Genomic DNA, 25829 nt, shown 5'->3' on the forward strand with positions numbered 1-25829 from the left:
GACGCCACCATAGCGAGGCTTGATAATCAATCAAATAAGTAAATGAACAAGTGCAGGAGGCGGGCCATGGCAACAGTCGCCGACGAACCGAAGGAAGCGGCCGAGCGCTTCGTGCCGCTGCCGCGCCGGCTGACCGACAGCCAGCTCGACTCGATCCGAGCGCTCCCCGCGCACGATCGCGCCCCGACGCCGACCACCGAGGCGAGCCGACCGGCCGAAGTCTACACCGATCCGACGCGGTTCGCGGCGGAGATGGCGCACATCTTCCGCAAAGTCGCGGTCCCCATCACGCCATCCTGCCGCCTGCCCGAGCCCGGCACCTTATTCGCCGATGACAGCTTCGGCGTGCCGGTGCTGCTGACCCGCGACCGCGCCGGCAAGGTGCGCGCCTTCTACAACATCTGCCTGCATCGCGGATCGAAGGTGGTGGACGGCTGCGATCCGGTGAAGGCGGGGCGGGTGAGCTGCCCCTATCACGCCTGGACCTACGGCCTCGACGGCCAGCTCGTCGGCATCCCCCGCGCCGAGACTTTCCCCAGCGCCGACAAGGCCGCGCTCGGCTTGATGCCGATGCCGGTGCATGAAACGGCGGGCTATATCTGGGTGGGACTGGAGAAGGGCAGGGAAGCGCCCCTGCCGCCTGGCACCGACCGCCTCGATGCCGATCTGTGCGCGCTCGGCCTGCGGGAGATGCATGTCTACGGCCAGCGCCACTACGATCTCGCGTCGAACTGGAAGCTGGTGGTCGAGCCGTTCCTAGAGGCCTATCACGTTCAGCGGCTGCACGCGAAGACGGTTGCCGGCCTGAACGCCGACGTGAATCCGGTGATGGTGTGGCTCGGCGAGCATCTCCGTCAGACGGCGGGCAAGATCCAGTTCGTGCCGGGTGAGGAAGAACTCAATTCGGATCGCCTCCACCGGACGATCACGCACTCCTACTTTGTCTTCCCCAACACGATCATCGTAACCAGCCCCTATTTCATCAGCTCGATGATCCTGATGCCGCGTGCGGTCGACCGGACGATCGTGCAATATACGATGCTGATGCCGCAGCCGATCCGGAGCGAGCGCGGCGAAGACCTGTTCCGCCGTTCCTATGCCTTCCAGGACGAGATATTCAGCGAGGATTTCGGCGCCGGCGTGATGCAGCAGCAGGCGCTCTCCTGCGGAGCGCTGGAGACTGTGCGCTACGGCGGCATGGAGGCGCCGATCGGGCCGTTCCACGATCTTGTCGAACGCTATCTGCCCTAGCCGATCCAACCCAAGGCGCGTTCGAACAGGCGGATGGCGCTGGCGTGGAGATGGTCTCCGGTTTCGCGTTCGGCAAGGCCAGCGCAGGCACGGGCGTGCGACCCCTCGAGGATGATCCCGAGCTTGTAGCAGGCCAGCACCGCGTACCAGCGCGCATGATCGACGGAGCGCGAGGAGCGCGTGGCATAATGATCGATCAGTTCACCGGTCTTGGGGAAGCCGACCCAGGGCGCTACGGGCACGATCGGCAGGCCGCCGTCATCCCCCGCCCAGGTGGCCAGCAGCCAGCCGAGATCGAGCAGGGGGTCGCCGATCGTGCTGAGCTCCCAGTCAATCGCCGCCGCCAGATCGGGACTGTCGGGGCGGAAGAGCACGTTGCTCAGATGATAGTCGCCATGGAGGATGCCGGCCGCGGTGGCCGGCGGGCGGCGCTCCTCCAACCAATGCGCGATGTCGCCACGCCCCGGCAGCGCGTCGGGCCCGGCCCAGCCGTCGAGGCCGGCATAGCTTCCGAGCTGGCGCGTCCAGCGCGGCACCTGCCGCTCCAGGAAACCTTCCGCTTTGCCGAAGCCGGCGAGGCCCACCGCGTCAGGATCGAGTGTGCCGAGCGTCGCGATCGCATCCACCATCGCCAATCCCATGGCGTGCTGAACCTTCGGCGTGCAATGCGACGGCGGCAGCGCCACGCCGGCGTTCACGCCTTCCACCGGCTCCATCAGGTAGAAGCTGACGCCGAGCGGCTCCTCCTCCGCACACGCGGCGATCAAGGCGGGGTGGGGCACGCCCGATCCGGCAATGGCAGCGAGCACCCGTGCCTCGCGCCGCATCGTTTCGTTGGACTCGGGGCGCGGATGTGCCGGCGGGCGGCGCAGCACATAGTCGCGGTCGGAGCGGGTGAAGCGCAGCAGGATGTTCTGCGTGCCCCCGCCGAGCGGCCTTACGTCGCCGATCGGCCCGTTGCCCAGCCCTTGCCTGTCCATCCAGCGGGAGAGCGCCGCCAGGTCGACATGCTCGCGCCACGCCCCGGCGGGATCGTCAGCCATTATATTCGGCGATCTTCAGCTTGCCGAGCTGCGACATGTGGACCTCGTCCGGCCCGTCGGCGATGCGGACGAAGCGGTTGGTGGCGAAGGCGTAGGCGATCGGCGTGTCGTCGCTCAGCCCCATCGCGCCGTGCGCCTGTATCGCTCGATCGGTGACGGTCTGCGCCATGCGCGGCGCCACCACCTTGATCGCGGCGATCAGATCGCGCGCCACCTTGTTGCCGTGGCGGTCCATCATGTCGGCCGCCTTGAGCGTCAGCAGCCGCGCCTGTTCGATCTCGCAATAGGATTTCGCGACATCCTGCCGGATGCTGCTCTGGTCGGAGAGCTTGCGGCCGAAGGCCATGCGGCTGTCCACCCGCCGCGCCATGATCTCCAGTGCGCGCTGCGCCTGGCCGATCGATCGCATGCAATGATGAATGCGCCCCGGCCCGAGTCGGCCCTGCGCGATCTCGAAGCCGCGCCCCTCTCCTAGGATGAGATTCTCCCTCGGCACGCGGACCTTGTCGAACAGCAGTTCCGTCTCCCCGCCGGGGGAATGGGTGCGGCCGAGCACATTCATCGTACGGATCACCGAGAGACCCGGCGTGTCGCGCGGTACGAGGATGGTGGAATGCTGCTGGTGGCGCGGATTGTCGGAAAGGGTTTTTCCCATCACCAGCAGGATCTCGCAGCGCGGGTCCATCACGCCGGAAATCCACCATTTGCGGCCTTCGATGACGTAATCGTCGCCATCGGGCATGATCGTGGTGGCGATATTAGTCGCGTCGGACGAGGCGACGGCGGGCTCGGTCATCGCATAGGCGGATCGGATCCGGCCCGCCATCAGCGGGGTCAGCCACTGCTTCCGTTGCGTCCCCGTGCCGAAGCGGGCCAGCACCTCCATGTTGCCGGTGTCGGGCGCCGAGCAGTTGAACACCTCGCTGGACCACGGAACGCGACCCATCATCTCGGCGAGCGGAGCATATTCGAGATTGCTGAGGCCGGGGCTGAGATCGCCGTAGTCGTGCGGCAGGAACAGATTCCACAGACCCGCCTCGCGCGCTTTCTCCTTGAGCGGATCGAGGCCGGGCCAATGCTTCCAGAGATTGGCGGGATCGGCATGCCAGGCATGCTCGTCGGCTTCGGCAGGATAGACATGCGCGGCCATGAACGCACCCAACCGATCGAGCAGGTTCTGGACCTTGGCGCTGTAGGTGAAATCCATCACTTGCTCTCCGCCGTTGTCGTTCCCGCGACGATAGCGATGCGAATGTCTCCCGTCCAAGCGTTATTAATTGAACGATTACAAATGCGACGAAGTGCGGCTGGCCATATTGTGTTCGAATGGAAACTTCATTACTCAATTAACTGGGGCCGTGTCCCCGGGGAAGAGGATGGAACAGCGTTACTCCTATTGCCGCAACTGCGCCGCCAATTGCGGCATGGTGTTCGAGGTGGAGGACAATCGCATCGTCTCGGCGCGCAGCGACCGGGCGAACATCGTCTCCGAAGGCTATGTCTGCATCAAGGGCACCATGGCGGTGGACCTGCACAAGGGCGCCGAGGATCGCCTGACCCATTGTCTGAAGCGCGCCGAAGACGGCAGTTATCATCCAATCGACAAATATCAGGCGGTCGACGAGATTGCCGCGAAGCTAAGGGCGATCCTCGATCGCCACGGCCCGCGCGCGCTCGGCTCCTTCTTCGGAACCACCAGCTATTCGGACTGCGTCGGCAAACCGTTCTTGAAGAGCCTGATGAACGAGCTTGGCGCACCGGCCACCTTCTCCTCGATGACCGTGGATCAGTCTTCCAAATGGGTGACGGCCGCCCGGCTCGGGCATTGGGCGTGCGGCAAGCCGCTCTACACCCAGACCGACGTGATCCTGCTGGCGGGCCTCAACCCGCTGGTGTCGCATTCGGGTTATCCCAACACGCCGATCCCGGGGATCAACATCCACCATCATTTTAAGGAAGCGAAGAAGCGGGGGATCAAGTTCATCGTGATCGACCCGCGCCGCACCGAGGCGGCGCCCTATGCCGACATCTTCATCCAGCCGAAACCCGGCTACGATGCCGCGATCTTCGCTGCGCTGCTGCGCGAGATATTCCGTCACGGCTGGGAGGATCGCGCCTTCGCCGATCGCTACACGGTCAATCTCGATGCGCTCCGCGCGTCGGTAGAGCCCTTCACGGCCGAGCGAGTGGCGAAAGCGGCGGGGGTCGGGGCGGAACAGATCATCGCGGCCGCCGAGTTGCTCGGCACAGCGAGGAAACCGGGAACCGGCACCGGCACCGGGCTCAATATGGCCGCCTTCTCGAACACCGCCGAGCATCTCTGCGAGGCGATGACCGCGCTGATCGGTGGCTACCTCCGCGCCGGGGACAGCATTCCCAATCCCGGCATCCTCGTGCCGCGATCCGAGGTGGAACTGATCTATCCGCCCCATCGCAGCTGGGAGAAGGAGCCGAAATGCGCGAGCGACCCGCGCTTCGGCAAGCTGATGGGCGAGTTCCCCGCCTCGATCTTTCCCGACGAGGTGCTGCACGGCGGCGACAAGGCGGTGCGCGCGCTGTTCGTCACTGGATCCAATCCGGCGATGACGCTGGGCGAGCCCGAAGTGACGCTGGCCGCGTTGCGCGAGCTGGAACTGCTCGTCACCTTCGATCCCCGGCCGGACAGCGAGACGGCGCGGCTCTCCCATTATGTTATCGCACCGACCTTGATGTTCGAACGGTCCGAGGTGACGACCTTCACCGAATGGCTGTTCCACTTCCCCTTCGTCCAATATGCCCAGCAGATCGTCGAGCCGCCGCCTCAGACGATGGGAGAGGACGAATTCTTCTGGCTGCTGGCGAAGAGACTCGGCGTCCAGCTGGAGCTCAAGAATATTCCGTTCGGTGCCGACATCGCGATGCTGCCTCCCGGCCTCAAGATCGATATGGAAACGATGCCGAGCCGCGACAGCTTGATCGCCTGGCTTGTCTCGTCGAGCCCGGTGTCTTTCGAGGAGCTGAAACGGAGCCCGCATGGCGTCGTCCGTACGATCGAAAAGACCATCCGCGCCCCCGAGCAGGACGACGGCAACCGGCTCGACCTTTGCCCGTCCGACGTCGTCGAGGAGATCGCCGCAGTCGACGCTTTCGTAGCGGGCGAGGGGCGGCCGGCGCGTGCTTTCCTGCTGACGTCGCGACGGATCGTCGAGAGCTTCAACAGCAGTTTTCAGGGCAATGTGCTGACCCGGCGGCGACATGGCACCAACCGCCTCAACATGCACCCGGATGACATGGCCATGCTGAGGATCGGCGCCGAGGAGGGCGTCTGCATCGAATCCGACGACGGCGCGATCATCGGCTATGTGAGGCCGGATGCGACGATGAAGCCCGGCGTCGTATCCATGGCGCATTGCTGGGGAACGGTGACACGCGCCGATCCTCTGGGCCTCCGGGGCGGGCATACGGGCAGCCTCGTCTCCCTCCACAAACAGGTTCAGTCGATCAACCGGATGCCCCGTCAGAGCGGCATACCGGTCGATATCGCGCCTCTCGGTCTCACATTGTGGGAAGCCCGGGCCCGGGAGGAGATGGATGCCTGAGCGGGCAGCCACCGGGTGAGGAATGTCGCCCGATCACGTGTCGCTAGAAAAGGAAATCCTATGGGAAGGGGGCAGGCTCGAGAGGTCGCCATCAGGCCGGAAAAACCACCGTCGCGCGCCCTGCTACTGAACGCGGCGAGCGCGCTGATGACCGAACGGAGCACCATCGACGTCTCGCTCAGCGACATCGCCAAGCGATCCGGACTGAACTCGGCGCTCGTCAAATATTATTTCGGCAGCAAGCAGGGGCTGCTGCTGGCGCTCGTCGAGGAGGTGCTGGGGCGCGGCATGGACCAGATGGAAGGCCTGCTGACGATGGAGATCGATCCCGTCGAGAAGCTCAAGCTGCACATAAAGGGAATCATCACCGTCTATTTCCGTTATCCCTTCATCAACCGCCTGCTCCATCACATGTATCTCGATCCGGAGCTCGACACCGTCGTCGGCGAGCGGATTTCCAAGCCGCTGGCGACGCTGCAGCGCCAGATTCTCGAGCAATGCGCTTCGCAGGGCCGGATCCGGCCGGTGAACCCGACGATGTTCTACTTCATCGTGGTCGGCGCCTGCGATCACCTGTTCTTCGGTCAGCAGGCGCTGCGCATCGCCTTCGGGATCGATGGCGTCGACGACGATCTGCGCCGTACCTACACCGGCACGCTGATCGACCTGCTGATGAACGGCATGCTGGTGCCCGACGCCAAGCCCCTCTGAAAGGAATGTCCATGCTCGAAGGCCGATCGATCATCGTCACCGGCGCCGCGAGCGGCATCGGCGCCGAGGCTGCGCGCCGGTTCGCTGCGGCAGGCGCCCGATTGACGCTCGCCGATCGCGCCGCGAACGCGACCATCGCCGAGGAGATCCGCGAAACAGGCGGGATCGCTCAATTCGTCGCCGCCGACGTTTCGGACGAGGCGCAGGTGCGCGCGATGGTCGCGCAGGCCGTGTCCGCCTACGGCCGGCTGGATGGCGCCTTCAACAATGCCGGGGTGGACCAGCAACCGGTTGCGCTGCACGAGGTCGACCTCGCCGAATGGCGGCGCGTCACCGAGGTCGACCTGACTGGCGTCTTTCTGTGCATGAAGCACGAGATCGCAGCAATGCTGGACAATGGGGGCGGGGCGATCGTCAACACCTCATCGGTGCTCGGCGCCATCGCCGTGCCGAAATCGGCCGCTTATATCGCGGCCAAGCACGGGGTGATCGGACTTACCCGGGCGGCGGCAGTGGAATATGCGCGGCGAGGCATCCGCGCCAATGCGATCCTGCCCGGCGCTATCGCCACGCCGATGTTCGCCGATGCCGAGAAGGATCCGGCGATGGCGGCTCAACTCGAGGCGGTGAAGGAAGCGCACCCGATCAATCGCATGGGCACGCCGGCGGAGATTGCGGCGCTCGCCGCCTATCTGTTATCGGATGCCGCCGGTTACACCACTGGTGCAGCCATTCCCTGCGACGGCGGCTTCACCGCCACCTGATCGTGGGTGCGGCGGTGCCGACACGAGGGGCGCGCCCAGCCGCGCCGCCCCTCGTGCGACCCGTCAGAACTTGACGCCCACCGATGCGCCGAAGGTCGCCGGGTCGCCGTAGGCGACCGCGTCATAGCGCTGCTGGATGTTGCGATAGATCAGGTAATCATGGTTCGTGACGTTCTTGCCCCAGACCGTCAGGCTCCAGCGCTTGTCGGCCGTCGTGAACTTGGCCGACAGGTCGACCAGCGCATAATCCTTCTGCGGGAAGAAATTCGCCGAATCCCAGTAGAACTTGTCTGTGTAGCTCACCGCCGCGTTGAGCGCGATGGAGCCGGCGCCGCCGACGTCGAACGTGTAGGAGATCGATCCGTTGGCGGTGAGATCGGGCGTGCGCAGCACGCGGTTGCCGCTCACGTCGAGCGGGGCGGAATAAGCACCGCCATCCGGCGAGGGAAAGAATACCGTCGCGTTTGGGAAGTCCTGGTAGCGGGCATGTTCGTAGCCCAGGCCGAAATTGATGTTCCAGCCGCGCGCCGGGATGACTTCGGCGGAAAGCTCCATGCCGTACATATGCGCGCTGGCGGCGTTCTGCAGGAAGCTGAGCCCGTCCGGCGTGTTCACGAAGGTCTGGATGTCCTTGTAATTGTAGTAATAGACCGATCCGTCGATCCGCACGAAGGATGTCGGGTCGGCCTTGAAGCCTGCCTCGTAGGCATAAAGGACCTCCGGCTTCACGTAGGGCGCGGTCGGCGTATTGGTGACGAAGGTGCCGCTCTTGAAGCCCTTGTTGGTGGTTGCGTAGAGCAACAATTCGGGGCTCACCCGCCAGTCGACCGCGGCGCGGTAGGTGAACGAATTGAAGGTCTTGGCCTGACCGAAGTCGCTTGCGAAATCGATCACATGCTTGCGCTCGGAACTGTAGCGTACGCCGCCGGTGAACGAGAGGCCATTGGAGAGCGTGTAGGTCGCCTGGGCGAAGCCGGCATAGGCCCGCGTCGTCTCGGCTGCGTTGATCGCGGCGATCGGCGCCGTCGTCACATCGTAGAAGATGTTCAACGGATAATAGCCGTCCTTTGAACTCTGGAAAAATCCGCCGACGATCCACTTGAGCGGGCCGCCGCCGTTGGACGCAAGTTGCAGCTCCTGCGTGATGAAATGGGGCTGCTTCTGCACGTCCTGGTAAGCGAAGCTGCAGGGAATGACGAGTTGCGGCGTGAGCGGCGAGCCTGCCGGCAGACCCGGAGTGATGCCGCGCTGCGTGCAGAACAAAGCGCCGTTCGAGGTCGTCCCGTCGCCTTCCACCTGGTTGTAGTTGCGGGTGTGCTTGTACTGGCTGAGCGAGGTCAGCGTCGCGAAACCGAGATCGAGCTTCAGCGTGGCATTCACGTCCCACTGCTTGACGTTGAACACCGGGAAGATGCTGCCGATCCAGGTATGCGGCTTCTCGGTATAGTCGATGCCCGGCCCGGCGGTGAGCGGCGTCGAGCCCTCGGCCGGGATGTTGACGTTGGCGCGGTTGTCGCGCGAATCGATATATTCGCCGCCTATGATCAGCGAATTATTCGATCCGAAATCGAACTTCAGCTTGGACCGGACTGCCTTGTAGTTGTTCTTGCCGAGCGTGCCGCCGGTGAGCAGATTGTCGTCATACCCCTTGCCCTGCCGGCGATAGACGCCGGACACGTCGGCGGAGACGCCGTTCGCCAGACCGCCCGTCACGTAGGCGGAGGCGGTGAGGGTATCGTAGTTGCCGTAGCCGACATTGCCCTCGAACCCGAAGGTGCTGCTGGGCTCGCGGGTGACGATGTTGATCAGGCCGCCGGTCGCATTCCGGCCATAGAGCGTGCCCTGCGGGCCTTTCAGCACCTCGATCCGCTCGACGCTGTTGAAGGGTATCTGCGATGTGATCGAGGAGCCCTGGTAGAAGCCGTCGATATAGGTCGCGACGCTCGGTTCGTCGCCGGCGGTTACGTTGGTGGTGCCGACGCCGCGCATGATCGGCGAGCCGAAGCCGACGGTGCGGTTCGAGTTGAACGAGGGCGTCACCTTGCCGACGTCGAACGCGTCGGATACGCCCTTGGACACCAGTTGCGCGGCCGTCACCGCGGTGATCGCGATCGGTACATCCTGCAGCTTGGCGGAGCGGCGCTCGGCAGTGACGACGATCTGCTGGATGCCATCCGCATCGTCGGGCGCGGCAGCGGGAGTGGAAGCGGGGGGCGCTACCTGCTGGGCCGTGGCCGGCACGGCGAGCACCGCAAAGGAAGCGGTCGCGAGAAGGGCACCCTTCATAACATCTCCCCATATGACGAGTCCGTTTCGCCGGACTTCGATGCACAGGGTGACAAGCTTCCTCCGATTAGTCAATTGGATGATTATTTAAGTTGTCGCCGCTGCTTGCTTGGGCGATCGTTAGAGGCGTAATTTAATCACAAGATTAACGGTTAGCTGGCAAGCAGGCGGACGGTATCGAGATCCGACATGGCCGTGCAGGCTCGCTCGGTGTTTGACGAACATATCTCCTCGGGATGGGCGTCCACCGGGCACATCGCCCACATGAAGCCCCACATCGCGTAGCGGGCATAATCCGCCCATGCATCCTCGAAGGCCGGCGCGCCCACACCTGCTGCGCCTAGTGCCGTCAGATAATGGGCCAGCAGGTCGCGTTCGTGGCTGCGACGATCGGGCACCGTGAGCGCCGTGACCAGAAAACCAGCCACGTCAAACGCCCATACGCCCAGCATGCAGTGCTGCCAGTCGAGATAGCCCGGTCGCCCGCCCGGATCGAAGAAGAGGTTGCCGTGCTGCGGATCGCCGTGGAGCAGACAGATCGGGCGCGTGCGCAGATCGTCCATGAGCCGGTTGAGCGCTCGCCGCATCCGATCGCGGTCGCGTTGCCCGGCGGTCAGATGTGCGAATCGCGGTCGCGGCGCCGCGCCGTCCCACAGGCCGAAATATTGATCCACCATGCCGGTCGCGGCGATCGCGCCACCGGGCCGGAGCCAGCGCGGCGGCTTCTTGCCGTACCCCTGCCAGAAATATGCGTGACATTGCGCCTGGGCGGTAAGCACCGCGGCCGCCTGCTCGGGGGTGAGGGGAATTGTGGCGCGGCCGAAGCTGGCTCCGCGTGCGGTCAAGTCTTCCAGTAGCACCACACCATTGTTGCTGAGCGGATCGATCGCGCCGAAATAACAATCCGGCAGGTTGATCGACAGATCCGGCGAGATGTCGCGGAAGAAACGGACTTCGTTGGCGAATGCGTCGCCCTGCGATGCCCCCTTCGGATCGAAGCCGCCCTTCGTCCACAGCGATGCAGGCGCCCCATCCGGCCTGGTCTCATAAGCGATCTCGTACCGCATCTTCTGAGCAGTGCCGTCGATGAAGGTCGTTAGCTTGATCGTGGCGATCCGTGTGCCGGGAAAGCGGGCGGACAGCGCCTGTTCCATCCAGAGCGGGGTGATCGCGTCAGCGGTGGCGGGGAAGAGGGGATTGGCCATTGGCGTCATGTTGCTCAATCGGTTATATAACGCAATGAAGAAGCTCAGCGGCGCGAGGAGAGCGGGATGGACGACGATCTGAAAGCCCATGCCGAGGATTTCATGTTTCACGATCCCGAATCGATGCAGGCGCCCGGAGCCTTCTACGACCGGATGCGCCGCGAATGCCCGGTCGGGCATTCGACGAAATTGGGCGGCTATTATTTCACCACGACGTTCGAAGGCACCAAGCGCGTCTATGACGATTTCCGGACCTTCACGTCGAAAGACGGCACGGCGCTGCCCAAGCAACCCATGGTGCTGTTGCCTTCCGACATCGATCCGCCTGAGCAGACGCGGCTCCGCAGGCTGCTCAACCCGTTCTTCCTGCCCGACGCGGCCGAGCGGCTGAGGCCGCGCATCCAGACGGTGATCGACGAATTGTTCGATCAGGTGGCCGGCAAGGGCGAGATGGAGATCCTCGACGAACTGGCGCGGCCGATGCTGTCCGGCGTGGTACTGCCGTTCCTCGGCGTTCCGCTGTCCGATCGCCGGATGCTCGCCGAGAAACTGGATTTTCTCGTCCGCTGCCGGGCCGGCGATCCAGAAGGCTCGGCCCGGGTCGGCGAGGAGATCGGCGGGTATCTGATCGCGCTCACCAACGGCCGCCGCGCAGGCGAGCGGCAGGACGATATCCTGCAATTGCTGATCGAGGCCGAGGTCGATGGCGAGCGGCTCGACGACATGGAGATTCTCGGCATCCTGACGCTCGTACTGTTCGGTGGGCTGGACACCACCACCGCGGCGCTGGGCGAGGCGTTGCTGCATCTTGCGCGCCATCCCGAAGATGCCGAGCGGTTGCGAACGGGTGCGGTGCCGTGGAGCCGGGCGGTCGAGGAATTCGTGCGCTATGCATCGCCCGTCCACGGTCTGCGCCGCACGGTCACCTGCCCGGTCGAGCTCGAAGGCACGCAGCTGCAGGCGGGCGATTTCATCATGGCGATGAACGGTGCCGGCAACCGCGATCCAAGGAAATTCGAGAATCCCGACACGATCCGGATCGATCGTGAGATCGACGTGCCGCGCGGGCACCTCGGTTTCGGGGCGGGCGCGCACATCTGCCTCGGCCAGCATTTCGCGCGGGTGATGATGGAATTGCTGCTGAAGACGGTGCTGACCCGAATTCCCGATTTCAGAGTGCCGGACGATTTCGAGCCCGAATATGCGGTGGGCGAATCGCGGGTGATGAAGCGGTTGCCTGTCACGTTCACGCCAGCGACGAAGCACGCGGCCGCCTGATCGCGATGGACGCGCCGAATAAGGAGGACGCCGGCCTGCTCCATGTCCGCGGAGCGGGCGGCGTGCGTCTGGCGATGGAGCGGCTGGCGCCGGCGGTGGCCCCTCGCATCGCGATCCTGTTCCTCCATGGCGGCGGCCAGAGCCGGCACAGCTGGCGCCAGACCGCGCGGGCGCTCGCAAAGGCCGGCCATCCCTGCTGGCTCGCCGATCTGCGGGGCCATGGCGACAGCGACTGGGCACCGGACGGCGACTATTCGCTCGATGCGTTTCGGGACGATATCTCCGCCCTGACCAGCGCGATCGACGCGCCCGTGCTGCTGGTGGGCGGATCGCAGGGGGGTGTCAGCGCGATCCTGGCAGCCGGGGAGACCCGGCACCATGCGATCCGGGGCGTGGTGATGGTCGATATCGCGGCGCGGACCACCGACAATCCGGTGATCTTCGATTTCATGCGCGCTGCCGAAAAGGGCTTCGCGAGCATCGACGAAGCCGCGCGGCTGGTCGCCGGTTTCGCTGCGGGAGCGGGTTCCAGCGATCCGGACAGACTGGCGCGCAACTTGCGGACGCGTCCGGACGGACGGCTCGGCTGGCATTGGGATCCGCGTTATGTCGGGCCCCGCGCGATGGAGGAAGCGAAGGAGCGCAGGGCACGCCTGGAGTCGCTGGCCGGACGGGTGGATGTGCCCGTGCTCGTCCTGCGCGGCAGCGACAGCCCGGTGCTCGATATGGCGGCAGCGCGCGATTATGCGGCCCGTCTGCCGCGGGGAGAGGCGGAGGAGATCGCTGGTGCCGGCCATATGGTGACTGGCGATCTCGACGGTGCCTTCTCGGGCGCGATCGCTGCCTTCGTGGCGCGCGCCGGGATCGCCTAGCCGGCCCTGCCTGATCGGATCATGTCGGCCGCCTTCTCGCCGATCATGATGACCGGTGCGTTGGTATTGCCGCTGGGCAGCGCCGGGATCACCGAGGCATCGACCACGCGCAAGGCCTGCACCCCGCGCACGCGACATTGCGGATCGACCACCGCCCCGTCGTCCGCGCCAATCCGGCAGGTGCCGGCAGGATGATAGACGACCATCGCCTTGGCGTGGAGATAGGCCTCCCAGTCCGCATCGTCGGCAGGGGGGCGGGGGGGCTCGCGATCTCCGACGACGATCCGCTGCATCGCGGGCGTGCGGAAGATGCGATCCACCGCCTTCAGCGCGCCGATCATCGTCTCGATATCGCGCCGGTCGCCGAGCAACTGGTGCTCGACGCGCGGGCGGCCGCCTTCGCCGAGCACGATGCGCCCGCGCGATCGCGGATGGCAGGTGGTCGCGTTGATGCTGATCGCGGGCTCCTTCGGCATCACGGCCTCCGCGGACGAGACCGTGTCGGCCTCGACATTGTAGGCAAGCGGCATGAAGTGGATCTGCACGTCGGGCTCGTCCAGATCCGGCCTCGTGCGGATCAGGCCCATCGCCTGCACGGCGGGCGCGCTCATCGGGCCGGAGCGGCTCCACAGGAATTTCGCCATATGGCGGATCATGTCCAGAGCGCCGGTCTGGCTGTTGAGGGTCGGCACGCTGACGCGCTTGTTCTGGGTGACCCCACAATGTTCCTGCAGGCCGCCACCGACGCCAGACATATCCTGCACCACGGCGATCCCATGCTCGCGCAGATGCGCCTCCGGCCCCAGCCCCGATCGCATCAGCAGGGCGGGTGAGCCCATCGCGCCGGCGCTGACGATCACCTCGCGATCGGTGGCGACTTCGTATCGCTCGCCACCGCGCACCAGCGTTACGCCCACGGCGCGGCCGCTCTCGATGCGGACTCCCGAGACTTCGGCGTTGGTCAGCACCGTCAGATTGGGCCGCGAGCGTGCCGGCCGCAGATAGGCCTTTTCGGTGCTGCACCGCCAGCCGTCGCGCTGCGAGGCCTGCGTAAGGAAGGCGCCCTCCATCTCCCCGGCATTATAGTCATCGATGGTCGGCAAGCCGGCCTCGCGGCACGCTTCGAGAAAGACCTGACAGAGCGGGTGCGGATCGCGCATCGGCGAGACCGAAAGCGGCCCGTGCGCGCCGCGTGCCTGATCGGGCGCGCCATGCCACTGCTCCAGCTTGCGGAAATAGGGGAGAACATCGTCGAAGCCCCAGCCGGCGGCGCCGAGCGTAGGCCAGCGATCATAATCGGCGCGCGTGCCGCGGATGAAGACCTGCCCGTTGAGCGAGCTGCCACCGCCCAGCATCTTGCCGGCCGACCAGAGGAACTTGCGCCCGCCGATCGATGCGTCGGGCACCTGCTCGTACATCCAGTCGTAGCGGTCCTTCGCGATCATCTTCGCAAAGCCGACTGGCATCTGGACCATGAAGCCGTTCGATTCACCGCCCGCCTCGATCAGCAGGACGCGCACTGCCGGATCTTCGCTCAGCCGGGTGGCGATCACCGTTCCGGCGCTGCCCGCGCCCACGACGATGTAGTCGGCTCGCACGGGCACTGCCTCGGTCTTCGCCATCCCTGTTCTCCCACGTCATTTAATTCCTTAACTATGCAGCGGCAGAGGCTCCGTCCAGCCTCATCGCGTTGACACCGGCAAGGCCTCAATTTAATCACGCATTGAAATGGTCGATGGCCGATAAGAGGATAGAGGGCGGATGCCGAAGGTCACCTACATCGAGGCAGGCGGCGAAGTGCATGATGTCGAGGTGGCGACGGGCCTCAGCGTAATGGAGGGTGCGCGGTCCAACGGCATTCCCGGCATCGAGGCGGATTGCGGCGGCGTCTGCGCCTGCGCGACCTGCCACGTCTTCGTCGATCCGGACTGGTATGCGGCGACCGGCGGGCCCAACGAGAACGAACACGACATGCTCGATTGCGCGACCGATCCCGGCCCGACCAGCCGCCTCTCCTGCCAGATCGCAATGACCGGTGCGCTCGACGGGCTGGTGGTAAGGCTGCCCGCCACCCAACGTTGAGCGAGGAGCGCCTCTCCATGCACTTCGATCGCCACATGGCCTATTACTCGCGCTACCGGCCGCACGCGCTGTTCGCTCAGGTCGAGGACCGCGCACTCAGCTGGGAACAAACCGATCGGCTGGCGGGCGCTATGGCGGCCGGTCTGGCGGAAAGGGGACTGAAGCCGGGCGACCGGTTCGGCATATTGCTGCGCAACTCGCTCGAATGGTGCGTCGGCTTCGTCGCGGCGATACGGCTGGGCGCGATCATGGTACCGCTCAACACGATGTTCGGCACCTTCGAGCTTGCCCAGATCGCTCGCGACGCGGGATGCGCGATGGTGCTGTCAGATCCCTCCGAAATCGCCAAGCTCGGCATCACCGACGATGCCGCGCCCGATCGCATCGCGGTCTACGACATGCTGCGGAGCCGGGCGCCGGTGTCCTATGCCGATCTCGTCGGCTCGGGGCGGGCTCATCCGCGCAATGAGCGCTCCGAGGACGACATCCTCCTCGTCACCTATACGTCGGGCACCACGGGCGTGCCCAAGGGGATCGCGCTTAGCCACCGTGCCGTCGACAGCATGATCCACCGCACCGGGCAGCGCGTGGGGCTGGAGGCCGGGCAGGAGCGTTTCCTGATCCTTGCCCCGCTCGCCTTCACCGGCGGCAGCATCAGCAACCTCGCTGTGCAGATCGGAATCGGCGGCTCCTCCTGGATCGAACGCAGCGTCGATCCGGTCCGTGCGCTCGACATCCTCGTGCGTCATCGCATCACCTACATGGCGGGCGTTCCGGCCCTGTGGGAGCGGGTGGCGGCGGCGCCCGGTTTCCCGGACGCCGATCTCTCGGCGCTCAAGACGGCGGTGACGGGCGGCTCCCCGGTCTCGCTGGACCTGTTGAACGCCTTCCTCGGCAAAGGGGTGACGATCCGCCAGCAATTCGGCGTCTCGGAGAATTGCGGTACGACCTGCTGCCCTGATCGCGAGGGCGCGATCGCCAATCCCCGTTCCTGCGGGCCGCCGCTGCCAGGCATGGAGCTGGAGCTTCGCGACGACGATGGCCGTGCCGTGCGGCACGGCGAGATCGGCGAGATCTGCTTTCGCAGCGCGCAGTTGATGGACGGCTATTGGGGCAAGCCGGAAGCGACCGCCCAGGCGATCATCGACGGATGGTACAAGACCGGCGATCTCGGCTTCCTGGACGATCAGGGCGGCCTCGTCGTCGTCGATCGCAAGAAGAACATGCTCATCTCCGGCGGCATCAATATCTATCCGGCCGAAGTCGAACTCGCCGTGATGCAGGTGGAGGGCGTATTGGAAGTTGCGGTGTTCGGCCTCGCCAGCGAGGCCTGGGGCCAGGAGGTCGCCGCGATCGTGCACGCGCCTACGCTTTCGGACGTCGCAGCGCTGCGCGATCAGGTTCGCGCGCTGATCGGCCCGGTCAAGGCGCCGAAGCATATCGTGCTGCGGCGCGAGCCGCTGCCGCGCACCGTCTCCAACAAGATCGCGCGGATCGACCTCGCCGGGCTGTACGAATCGAGCCGTGCTGCCGCTATGGAGGCGTGATGGACGATGCCCTGCTGATCGATCGCCCACGCGCGGGCGTACTGCTGCTGACGCTCAATCGGCCTGAGAGCCTCAACGCCTTCGATATGGCGCTCGCGGCCCGTTTCGAGGCGGCGCTGGCCGATGCGGCGGACGACGAGGCGGTGCGGTGCGTCGTGCTGACCGGGGCGGGCCGCGCTTTCTCTTCGGGCAACGATATCCACGAGATGGCGGGCTTCGACGCCGACGGCATGTTGAATGCCTTTCTCGCACGCGATCCGATCATCTGGCAGGTGGCGAGCCTTGCCAAGCCGGTGATCTGCGCATTGAACGGCATCACCTACGGTGCCGGTGCGCTGATCGCGGCGGCCGCCGACATCCGCATCGGATCGCCGACGATGAAGTTCAAGGTGACCGCCAGTAATTACGGGGGCGCCAACGCGACCTGGACGCTGCCGCGCGTCGTCGGCGTCGCCAAGGCCAAGGAAATCCTGATGATGGGCCGCGCGGTCGGTGCCGAGGAGGCGCTGGCGATCGGCCTGCTCAACCACATCGTCGACGATCCGCTGGGCGCGGCGCTCGACATGGCCGAGGCGATCGCCGCCAACCCGCCCGAGGGTGTCGCCGGGGTGAAGGCGCTGATCGACGGGGCCGATGGCAAGAGCCTGCTGGACGCGTTCAACGCCGAATTCGCCTGGATGATCGAGGCGACGCGTCACGGCGCCAAGGGCGGCGGCGAGATGTTCGAAGGCTTCCTGGCGAAGAGCAAGCGGACGCCGGGCTAGGCGTTCCGCCCCGCCAGACCGCGCCAGACGATCGTCTTCTGCACCTCGGTGGCGCCGCCGTAGATCGTCTGGGCGCGCTCGAACAGGTAGGACTGGATCGCCTGCGGCGCGAATTCCGGTACCAGCGGAGCGGCGTCGGCCCAATTCGCCGCCCGGCGGTCGAGCATCGGTAGTGCGTGGCGGCCGGCGAGCTCGACAAACAGCTCGGTCACGTGCTGCGCGCATTCGGTGCAGAGGATCTTGAGCGCCGAGACCGCCGCCGGCGTCGCCTCACCGGCCAGCGCGCGGAGCACCGCGATCTCCAGCGCCTCCACCTCGATCTCGACGGTCGCCAACCGGCGTGCGAAGGCAGGATCGTCGAGCAGGTGCCGGGCCAGCGCGCGGATCTTCGCCAGGTCCATTCGCTTGCGCGCGATGTGCGCGTAGGAGAGGCGCTCGGCCTGCAGCAGCACGTTGGCATAGTGCCAGGCGCGGCCCTCCTCGCCGATGCGGTTCTCGACAGGCACGCGGACATCGACGAACTCGACGCGGTTGAGCTCGTGGCTGCCGTCGATCGTGATGATCGGGTGGACGCTGATGCCGGGCGAGCGCATGTCGGCGCAGATCAGCGAGATGCCGTCCTGCCGGCGCGGCTCGGCAGATGTGCGGGCGAGGCAGAAGATCCAGTCCGCCCAATGCGCGCCGGTCGTCCAGATCTTGGTGCCGTTCAGCACATAGTCGTCGCCGTCGCGCTCGGCGTTGAAGCGCAGGCTGGCGAGATCCGACCCCGCCTCGGGCTCCGAATAGCCCTGCGCCCACATCGCCCGCGATTCGAGGATGTCGGGCAGCCAGCGGCTTTGCTGTTCGGGCGTGCCGAAGGCGCAGATGATCGGGCCGATATAAAGGATCGCCATCGGGATAAGATTGGGTGCGCCGGCGCGCTCCAGCTCCTCGTCGAACAGATAGCGTTGCACCGGCGTCCAGCCCGGCCCGCTATGCTCCGTCGGCCAGCCGACGCCCAGCCAGCCGCGCGACTGCAGCGCTTGCTGCGAGGCGACATGATCCGCGCGGGTCAGCACCTGCCCGGCGCGTGCCTTGGTGAGGATCGCCTGCGGATAATCGTGCGCGAAGAAGCGCTGCACCTCCGCCTGGAAGGCGCGGTCCGCGTCGGATAGCCTCAGGTCCATCACGCCTCCTATCCGCCTGCGCCCCCGATTGACATTGACTTTACAGAATGCGATATTTGTAAATATGTCAAGCGCCGAACCGGTTGCCAATATCGAGGCGCGCTGCCCGCCGCCGGGCGAGGACGGGGTGCACTTCACCTTCTGCCGGCTGTGCGAGGCGGTGTGCGGGCTGGCGGTGACGGTGAAGGGCGGCAAGGCGGTCGCCATCGCGCCGGACAAGCTCAACCCGCACTCGCAGGGCCATGTCTGCGTCAAGGGCATGAACTTCCACGAGACCGCCAACGATCCCGACCGGGTGCTGACGCCGCTGAAGCGCGTCGGCGCGCCGGGCGAGTTCGCGCCGGTGAGCTGGGACGAGGCGCTGGACGACATCGCGATGCGCCTGCGCGCGATCCTCGACGAACGCGGGCCGGAGGCGGTGGCTTTCTACATCGGCAATCCCTCGTCCTTCGCCACCGACCTCGCGATCAGCCATGGTGGTTTCATGAAGGCGCTGGGCGCACGCAAGGGCTACAGCCCCGGATCACAGGACAGCAATGCGCGCTCGGTCGCCAATTTCGCTTTGTTCGGCAGCGCGATGCTCAACGCATTCCCCGATCTCAAGGATTGCGACCTGTTGCTGGTGCTGGGCGCCAATCCCCTGGTCTCCAACGGGTCGATCCTGTTCGCACCACGAATCCGCCACGATCTCGACGCCATCGCGGCGCGTGGCCGGGTGATCGTCGTCGATCCGCGCGCGACCGAGACGGCGCGGCGCTACGAGCATGTCCCGGTCCGGCCCAATACCGACATCTGGCTGCTGCTCGGCATGCTGCGCACGATCTTCGAGGAGGGGCTGGTCGATCGCGAGGCGGTCGCCGAGCATGCCCATGAGCTCGATCGGCTGGAGGCGGAGATCGCCCGCGTCGACGTCGCGCAGGCGGCCTCGCTCTGCGGCATGGCCGAAGAGGCATTGCGCGATCTCGCCCGCGCCTTCGCCACCACGCCGCGCGCCGCCGCATACAGCCGGGTCGGCCTGTGCCGGGGGCCGTTCGCCACGCTCGCCAATTGCATGGTCACCGCGCTCAACGTCGTCGCCGGCAAGTTCGGCCGGCATGGCGGCATGATCTTCGGCTACACCCTGCTCGCCGGCAGCGACCGCAACAGTGTCGGCGGCTATGGCGGCGGCACGACGCGGATCGGCAACATCCCGCTCGTCCACAAATATTCGGCGAGCGCGGTGATGCCCGACGACATCCTCGTCGAGGGCGAGGGGCAGGTGCGCGCCCTGTTCCAGACGGCGGGCAATCCGGTGCTCTCGGCGCCCGGCGGCGAACGGCTGGAGCTGGCGCTGCAATCGCTCGATTTGTTCGTCGCCTTCGATTTCTATGTGAACGAGAGTGCGCGCTTCGCCGACTACGTGCTGCCCTCCACCACATTTCTGGAGCGTGCCGATTTCCCCTACGTCTGCTTCAACATCCTGATGCGGCCGTTCGTCCATTATACCGAGGCGGTGGTCGAGCCGATCGGCGAGGCGCGGCACGAGCATGACGTCTATCGCGAGATCGTGCGCCGCGCCGGCCTCGCCTGGCCGACCCGCACGCCCGAGGAGCGCGAGGCCGAGGATCGGGGCGATATCGAAACGCCGGTCGAGAAGATGGACAAGGCATTGCGCACGGGCTTCGCCGGCGACCGTTTCGGGGAGCGCGAAGGCTGGTCGATCGAGCGGCTGCGCGGATACCGGCACGGGGTGATGGTCGATCTGCCCGATCCCACCGAAGGCTGGTGGACCCGCCTCGGTTACGCCGACCACAAGCTCCGCCTGTTCCACGAGATCGTGGAAGCCGAGTTCGCCCGTTTCTGGCGCGAATGGAGTCCGCCGCCGCGGCTGGCGCTGATCGGCCGGCGGGACATCCGGTCGATCAACAGCTGGATGCACAATGTCGACAAGCTGGTCCGCTCGCAGGAGGCGGCCTTGCTGGTCCACCCCGACGACGCCGCCGAATTTGGCCTTGCCGACGGCGGCCATGCGCGGATCTGGAACAAGCATGGCGCGCTAGAGGTGGAGGTTTCGGTCACCGAAGAGGTCGCGCCCGGCACGCTCTGCTACCCCCACGGCTGGGGCCATCGCGGTGGCTGGAAGCGCGCCAACGCGACTCCCGGCCGCAACATCAACGTGCTGCTCGGCCTGGGCGTCGAGTCGGTGGAATTCGTCTCCGGAACCACGTTGATGGACGGGATCGAGGTCTCGATCGCGCCGATACACGACAACGAGGAATTGGCCGCACGCACCGCGGCGGAATGAGGAGAGGGCGATGTACTTCACCCCGGAACGCAACCGCGATCTCGCCGAGAAGCTCTACAGGCACGCACGCGAGACCACGACGGACATGGCCGACGATCTCGTCGAGTACGATCTGTCGATCTATTCCGATCCCGCGCTCGCGATCGAGGAGCGGGAGAAGATCTTCCAGCGTATCCCGATGATGGCGCTGCATAGCTCGCAGGTGCCCGAGCCGGGCAGCTTCGCGACCGTGAAGCTCAATGCCACCAACGCGCTCGTCACGCGGCAGAAGGATGGCACGGTCCGCGCCTTCGTCAACGCCTGCCGCCATCGCGGTGCCACCGTGGTCAGCGAGACGAGCGGCAAGCGCGGTCTGTTCATGTGCCCCTATCACGGCTGGAGCTACGCGAACGACGGTACGCTCAAGGCGGTGGGCTTCGCCGAAACCTTCGGCGGCGATCCCTGCGGCAATCGCAATTTGCTGCCGCTGCCGGTGGAGGAGCGGCACGGCTTCATCTGGATCGTCGAGAACCCGCAAGCGGAGATCGATGTCGCCGCGCATCTGGGCGAGGGGATGGACCGCGCGCTCGCCGAATATGATTTCGGCCGCTTCCATTGCTATCGGCACGAAGTCTTCGAGTTTCCGCAGAACTGGAAGGTCATGATGGACGGCCTGATCGACGGCTATCATGTCCAATTCCTGCACGGGAAGACGATCAGCCCCTATTTCTACCCCAACATGATGGGCATCCAGCAGCACGGCCATCATGCTTTGTGGGGCAATCCCCGCCGCCGGCTGGGCGAGATCCTGGACCAGGCGCCGGGCGACGTGCCGCTCGATCGCTACGTCATCTTCGGCAATCTGATCTCGCCCAATTCGGCGATGGTGCTCCATCCGCATCACATCGAATATTGGACGGTCTATCAGGATCCCAGGAACGTCTCGAACTGCTTCCTCCACCTGCGCTACCTGACGCCGCAGAAGGAGCAGGACGAGCGCGGCCACGAGATCCTCGCCAAGAACTGGAAGATCGCGACCGACGCAGTGATCAACGAGGACGTGCCGGCCGGCAACAGCATCCAGGCGTCGGCCGAGATGCCCTTCACCGGATCGATCATCCTCGGCCGCAACGAGGTGACCAACCAGATCTTCCACCGCGCCTATCGCGACTATATGGCCAGCTGAGCATGTACCGCGCGACCGACATCGACGAGGCCAGCACCGGCGAGCGCGTGCTCGCCGCGGCCCACGCCTGCTTCGAACGCTACGGCGTGCCCAAGACGACGATCGAGGATATCGCGCGCGAAACCGGCGTGTCGCGGCCGACGGTGTACAAATATCATAACGGCAAGGATGCCATCCTCGAGGAATTGTCGCGACGCGAGGTGCTGAAGGTGAATGCCGAGGTGCGCGCGGGGCTGGTGCGGCGCGAGGGCTTCGCCGATTTCCTGACCGAGGCGCTGTTCCTCGTCATCCGCATCGCCGGCGGCAACGCCTATATCCGCCGCCTGCTGGAGGCGCACGACTTCCAGCTGGCGGCGATGGATCCGGCGAGCGCGATGTTCCGGATGCAGCGCGACTGGTGGCGCGGCCCGCTGGCCCATGCCGCCGAACGGGGCGAACTCGCGCCCGATCTGGATACCGATGAGATCGTGACGTGGCTCGGCCATTCGCAGCGAATGCTGCTGGTCCATGCCGAGAATTCGGCGGTGGACGATGTGGCGCTGCGCCGGATGATCCGGCGCTTCGTGGTGGCGCCGCTGCTGGCCTAGCGCTGCTTCATCGCCGCCAGGATCGCGCCGAGCGCCTCGCGCGCCTCGGGGCCGAAGGTCGTCACCACCTCGTAGGCGAGCGAGGCTTCGAAGGCGGCCATGCCGTCGCGGATCCAGTGGTTGAGCGAGCGCTTGGTGAGTTCCAGCGCCAGCGGGCTGCGCCGCGCCAGTTCGGCCGCGACCGCCAGCGCCTCCTCCAGCACGCGCTCCCTCGGCACCGCCAGCGACACCAGCCCGATCCGCTCCGCCTCGCGGCCATCGAGCTTGCGGCATGTGAGCAGGTAGAGCTTGGCCTTCGCCATGCTGGTCAGCAACGGCCAGAGCAACGCCGCATGATCGCCCGCCGCCAGTCCGATACGGGTATGGCCGTCCGCGATCACCGCATCCTCCGCGATCACCGAGATATCCGCCAAAAGCCCCACCGCGAGGCCCGCGCCGGCCGCCGCGCCGTTGATCGCCGAGACGATCGGCTTGCGGCACTCGACCATGCCGGTGAGGATCTGGATCGTCTCGCGCATCATCCGGATCGTGCCGGCATAGTCGCTGCCGTCGGTATCGATCTCGGCGAGGTCGCCGCCCGCGCTGAACGCCTTGCCGGCGCCGGTGATCACCGCGACCCGAATCGTCTCGTCCTCGTCGATCAGGCGGAAGAGGACGGCGAGCTCGGCGTGCATTCGCGCGTCGGTCACATTCATCCGCTTGGGCCGGTTGAGCGTGAACAGCGCGATCCCGTCGTCGCGCCGGTCGACCAGGATGCGTTCGAAGCTGTCGAAGTCGATGCTCACGGCTCGGCCCGCGCCGCACGGCGCTTCTTCATCTCGATCCGCGCGATGGTGCGCTCGTGCACCTCGTCCGGCCCATCGGCGATGCGCAGCGCGCGGGCGATGGCATAGAATTCCGCGAGCGGCGTGTCCTGCGAGACGCCGGCGCCGCCATGCGCCTGGATCGCCCAGTCGATGATCCGCCCGGCCATGCGCGGCGCCGCCACCTTGATCATGGCGATTTCCGCGCGCGCCGCCTGGTTGCCGGAGCGGTCCATCGCGTCCGCCGCCTTGAGGCAGAGCAGGCGCGTCATGTCGATGTCGATCCGCGCGGTGGCGATGCGCTCGTCCCAAACCGAATAGTGGGCGATCGGCTTGCCGAAGGCGACGCGGCTGGAGATGCGGTCGATCAGCAGTTCCAGCGCGCGCTCGGCCATGCCGATGGCACGCATGCAATGGTGGATGCGCCCCGGCCCCAGCCGCCCCTGCGCGATCTCGAATCCGCGCCCTTCGCCGAGCAGCAGGTTGGCGGCGGGCACACGGACATCCTTCAGCACCACCTCGCCATGGCCGTGCGGCGCGTCGTCATAGCCGAACACGGTGAGCATCCGCTTGACGGTGACGCCCGGCGTATCGAGCGGCACCAGGATCATCGACTGCTGACGGTGGACCTCGGCCGCCGGATCGGTCTTGCCCATCAGGATCGCGACCTTGCAGCGCGGATCGCCGGTGGCGCTGGACCACCATTTGCGGCCGTTGATGACATAATGATCGCCGTCACGTGCGATCCGCGTCTCGATATTGGTGGCATCGGACGAGGCGACCGCCGGCTCGGTCATCAGGAAGGCGGATCGGATCGTACCGCCCATCAGCGGGCGCAGCCACTGCTCCTGCTGCGCGGCGTCGCCGAAACGGAGCAACACCTCCATGTTGCCGGTATCGGGCGCCGAGCAGTTGAACACCTCCGGCGCCCACACGACGCGGCCGGTCTCCTCGGCGGCGAGCGCATATTCGACATTGGTGAGGCCCGGCCCGTCGAACGCGAAGTCGTGGACCGGCGCCAGGTGAGACGGCGGCATGAACAGGTTCCACAGCCCCGCCGCGCGGGCCTTTGCCTTCAGTTCCTCGACCAGCGGCAATGGCTGCCAGCGATCGCCGCTCGCCACCTCCTCGTGGAAGCGATGCTCGGCCGGATGGACATGCTCGGCCATGAAGGCGGCGACACGGTCGCGCCAGCGAGTTTGCTTGGGAGTGGGCGTGAAATCCATCGGTGTTTCCTCCGGGAAACGTCAGCGCGCGCCGGCGCGGATCGCCTGGTGCCAGGCGAGCGCGGCCAGCGGCTCGACGCGCTTGGCGATGTCGGCGGCATGATCGGACGAAGCGGTGCCGCGCGCCAGTCGTCCCCGGATGCCGTGGATGATCGCGGCGAGCCGGAACATGTTGAAGGCGACGTAGAAATCATAGCCTGCAACGCCGTCGCGCCTGCTGTTGCGGCAATAAGTGGCGATATATTCCGCTTCCCCCGGGATGTTGGCTGCGGCGAGATCGATCCCCAGAAGACCGGTCGAGATTTCGGGCGGCATCCGATACATCATTCCGTGAAAGGCGAAGTCGGCCAGCGGAGGGCCCAGCGTCGAAAGCTCCCAGTCGAGCACGGCGATCACGCGCGGCTCGGTGGGGTGGAAGATCATGTTGTCGCAGCGGAAATCGCCGTGGACGATAGACGTTTCTTCGTCCGGCGGAATGTTCTCCGGCAGCCACGCGATCAGCCGGTCCATCGCCTCGACCCGGCCCGCCGCCTCATCCTCCTCATATTGACAAGAAAGGCGCGCGATCTGGCGCGCGCAATAGCCCGCCGGCCGGCCGTAGTCACCGAGTCCGATCGTGGCGGGATCGATGCCGTGCAGATCCGCGAGCGTGCGGTTCATCGCCATGAAGCAGGCCGGTCGTTCCTCACGCGGCGCAGTGGAGAAAGTCGATCCCCAGAAGATGCGGCCTTCGACATGCTCCATCACGTAGAAGGCGCTGCCGATCACGGCATCGTCCTCGCAGAGTGCGAACGGTCGCGCCACGGGAAACCCGGCCCCGTGAAGCGCGGCGATCACGCGATATTCGCGATCGACGGCATGGGCGGACTTGACCAGCAGCCCCGGCGGCTTGCGCCTGAGCACGTAGTTGCGCCCCGGCGTCTCCAGCTTGAACGTCGGATTGGACTGACCACCCCTGAACTGCTCGATGCGCAGCGGCCCGGCGAAGCCCTCGACATAATCGCGCATCCAGCGCGCCAGCCGCGCCTCGTCGAAGCGCTGATCGAGACGGACTTCGATCGTGCCGGCATTGCGCGCCGCCCACTCGCGGTCGATGTCGCTCTGGGCCTCGCTCGCCACGCCTCTTGCCTTTCGTCGTTGTGATCGACCTTGCCGCTCCGGTGCGCGATCCGTCAACGGATTTTAGGCGATCGGTTAAAATCGGTCGACTCCCCGCC

General features: G+C 65.9%; 21 protein-coding genes. 12 read left to right on the top strand and 9 right to left on the bottom strand.

The features are described from left to right. Positions 1–66 precede the first annotated feature (66 nt). Entirely contained in the window at positions 67–1251 is a 1185-nt protein-coding gene (locus tag HZF05_RS06930) for an aromatic ring-hydroxylating oxygenase subunit alpha (RefSeq protein ID WP_160363628.1), read from the top strand. Here HZF05_RS06930 and HZF05_RS06935 read toward each other — a convergent pair. Continuing rightward, positions 1248–2294, bottom strand: a complete 1047-nt coding sequence (locus HZF05_RS06935) for a phosphotransferase family protein (protein WP_160363629.1) — start codon at positions 2292–2294, stop codon at positions 1248–1250. The two genes, HZF05_RS06930 and HZF05_RS06935, sit on opposite strands and share 4 nt — an antisense overlap. Continuing rightward, positions 2287–3501 carry an acyl-CoA dehydrogenase family protein gene (locus tag HZF05_RS06940; protein WP_160363630.1) on the bottom strand — a complete coding sequence of 405 codons (1215 nt, stop codon included), beginning with the start codon at positions 3499–3501 and terminating at the stop codon, positions 2287–2289. Before HZF05_RS06940 ends, HZF05_RS06935 begins: the two co-directional genes overlap by 8 nt. Positions 3502–3670: 169 nt before the next feature. Here HZF05_RS06940 and HZF05_RS06945 point away from each other — a divergent pair, with 169 nt between their 5' ends. The 3 genes from HZF05_RS06945 to HZF05_RS06955 are packed head-to-tail and all read left to right on the top strand — an operon-like array spanning position 3671 to position 7347. Further along, the gene (locus tag HZF05_RS06945; protein ID WP_160363631.1) at positions 3671–5872 is read left to right on the top strand and encodes a molybdopterin-containing oxidoreductase family protein; all 2202 of its coding nucleotides are present in this window, start codon (positions 3671–3673) and stop codon (positions 5870–5872) included. A gap of 60 nt (positions 5873–5932) precedes the next feature. Then, the gene (locus tag HZF05_RS06950; RefSeq protein WP_281367484.1) at positions 5933–6583 is read left to right on the top strand and encodes a TetR family transcriptional regulator; all 651 of its coding nucleotides are present in this window, start codon (positions 5933–5935) and stop codon (positions 6581–6583) included. An 11-nt stretch (positions 6584–6594) separates the two neighbouring features. Beyond that, a complete protein-coding gene (locus HZF05_RS06955; protein ID WP_246331652.1) occupies positions 6595–7347 on the top strand; it encodes an SDR family oxidoreductase in 753 nt (250 codons plus the stop codon). Positions 7348–7410: 63 nt separating this feature from the next. Here HZF05_RS06955 and HZF05_RS06960 read toward each other — a convergent pair whose 3' ends face one another. Together HZF05_RS06960 and HZF05_RS22270 are read right to left on the bottom strand one after the other, a co-directional pair. Next, on the bottom strand, positions 7411–9633 hold the full coding sequence (locus tag HZF05_RS06960; RefSeq protein ID WP_160363633.1) for a TonB-dependent receptor: 2223 nt from the start codon (positions 9631–9633) through the stop codon (positions 7411–7413). A 152-nt stretch (positions 9634–9785) separates the two neighbouring features. Continuing rightward, positions 9786–10949, bottom strand: a complete 1164-nt coding sequence (locus HZF05_RS22270) for a phosphotransferase (RefSeq protein ID WP_181638810.1) — start codon at positions 10947–10949, stop codon at positions 9786–9788. On the opposite strand from HZF05_RS22270, the gene HZF05_RS06970 reads away from it, so the two are divergent. Continuing rightward, a complete protein-coding gene (locus tag HZF05_RS06970) occupies positions 10905–12116 on the top strand; it encodes a cytochrome P450 (protein ID WP_160363635.1) in 1212 nt (403 codons plus the stop codon). The two genes, HZF05_RS22270 and HZF05_RS06970, sit on opposite strands and share 45 nt — an antisense overlap. 5 nt (positions 12117–12121) lie before the next feature. Then, complete coding sequence (locus HZF05_RS06975; RefSeq protein ID WP_160363636.1) at positions 12122–12988, top strand: alpha/beta fold hydrolase; 867 nt, start codon at positions 12122–12124, stop codon at positions 12986–12988. Here HZF05_RS06975 and HZF05_RS06980 read toward each other — a convergent pair. Next, positions 12985–14610, bottom strand: a complete 1626-nt coding sequence (locus HZF05_RS06980) for a GMC family oxidoreductase (RefSeq protein WP_160363637.1) — start codon at positions 14608–14610, stop codon at positions 12985–12987. The genes HZF05_RS06975 and HZF05_RS06980 overlap by 4 nt on opposite strands. 139 nt (positions 14611–14749) lie before the next feature. On the opposite strand from HZF05_RS06980, the gene HZF05_RS06985 reads away from it, so the two are divergent. Genes HZF05_RS06985 through HZF05_RS06995 form a run of 3 tightly spaced genes read left to right on the top strand, consistent with a single transcriptional unit; the run spans position 14750 to position 17381 of the window. Next, positions 14750–15070, top strand: a complete 321-nt coding sequence (locus HZF05_RS06985) for a 2Fe-2S iron-sulfur cluster-binding protein (protein WP_160363638.1) — start codon at positions 14750–14752, stop codon at positions 15068–15070. A 17-nt stretch (positions 15071–15087) separates the two neighbouring features. Continuing rightward, complete coding sequence (locus HZF05_RS06990; RefSeq protein WP_160363639.1) at positions 15088–16617, top strand: class I adenylate-forming enzyme family protein; 1530 nt, start codon at positions 15088–15090, stop codon at positions 16615–16617. Continuing rightward, on the top strand, positions 16617–17381 hold the full coding sequence (locus HZF05_RS06995; protein ID WP_160363640.1) for an enoyl-CoA hydratase/isomerase family protein: 765 nt from the start codon (positions 16617–16619) through the stop codon (positions 17379–17381). Before HZF05_RS06990 ends, HZF05_RS06995 begins: the two co-directional genes overlap by 1 nt. Here HZF05_RS06995 and HZF05_RS07000 read toward each other — a convergent pair. Next, a complete protein-coding gene (locus HZF05_RS07000; RefSeq protein ID WP_160363641.1) occupies positions 17378–18547 on the bottom strand; it encodes an acyl-CoA dehydrogenase family protein in 1170 nt (389 codons plus the stop codon). The two genes, HZF05_RS06995 and HZF05_RS07000, sit on opposite strands and share 4 nt — an antisense overlap. Positions 18548–18611: 64 nt before the next feature. On the opposite strand from HZF05_RS07000, the gene HZF05_RS07005 reads away from it, so the two are divergent. The 3 genes from HZF05_RS07005 to HZF05_RS07015 are packed head-to-tail and all read left to right on the top strand — an operon-like array spanning position 18612 to position 22583. Further along, entirely contained in the window at positions 18612–20831 is a 2220-nt protein-coding gene (locus HZF05_RS07005) for a molybdopterin-containing oxidoreductase family protein (protein WP_160363642.1), read from the top strand. 10 nt (positions 20832–20841) lie between these two features. Beyond that, entirely contained in the window at positions 20842–21996 is a 1155-nt protein-coding gene (locus HZF05_RS07010; protein WP_160363643.1) for an aromatic ring-hydroxylating oxygenase subunit alpha, read from the top strand. 2 nt (positions 21997–21998) lie between these two features. Next, on the top strand, positions 21999–22583 hold the full coding sequence (locus HZF05_RS07015; protein ID WP_160363644.1) for a TetR/AcrR family transcriptional regulator: 585 nt from the start codon (positions 21999–22001) through the stop codon (positions 22581–22583). Here HZF05_RS07015 and HZF05_RS07020 read toward each other — a convergent pair. From HZF05_RS07020 to HZF05_RS07030, 3 genes are read right to left on the bottom strand one after another with little or no spacing between them, the layout of a single operon-like run. Further along, complete coding sequence (locus tag HZF05_RS07020) at positions 22580–23368, bottom strand: enoyl-CoA hydratase/isomerase family protein (protein WP_220129732.1); 789 nt, start codon at positions 23366–23368, stop codon at positions 22580–22582. The two genes, HZF05_RS07015 and HZF05_RS07020, sit on opposite strands and share 4 nt — an antisense overlap. Further along, complete coding sequence (locus tag HZF05_RS07025) at positions 23365–24612, bottom strand: acyl-CoA dehydrogenase family protein (protein ID WP_160363645.1); 1248 nt, start codon at positions 24610–24612, stop codon at positions 23365–23367. Before HZF05_RS07025 ends, HZF05_RS07020 begins: the two co-directional genes overlap by 4 nt. Before the next feature lie 21 nt (positions 24613–24633). Next, entirely contained in the window at positions 24634–25731 is a 1098-nt protein-coding gene (locus HZF05_RS07030; RefSeq protein ID WP_343046844.1) for a phosphotransferase, read from the bottom strand. Between the last annotated feature and the right edge of the window lie 98 nt (positions 25732–25829).

It is taken from the genome of Sphingomonas chungangi (genome assembly GCF_013778325.1).
Lineage (GTDB): Bacteria > Pseudomonadota > Alphaproteobacteria > Sphingomonadales > Sphingomonadaceae > Solisphingomonas > Solisphingomonas chungangi.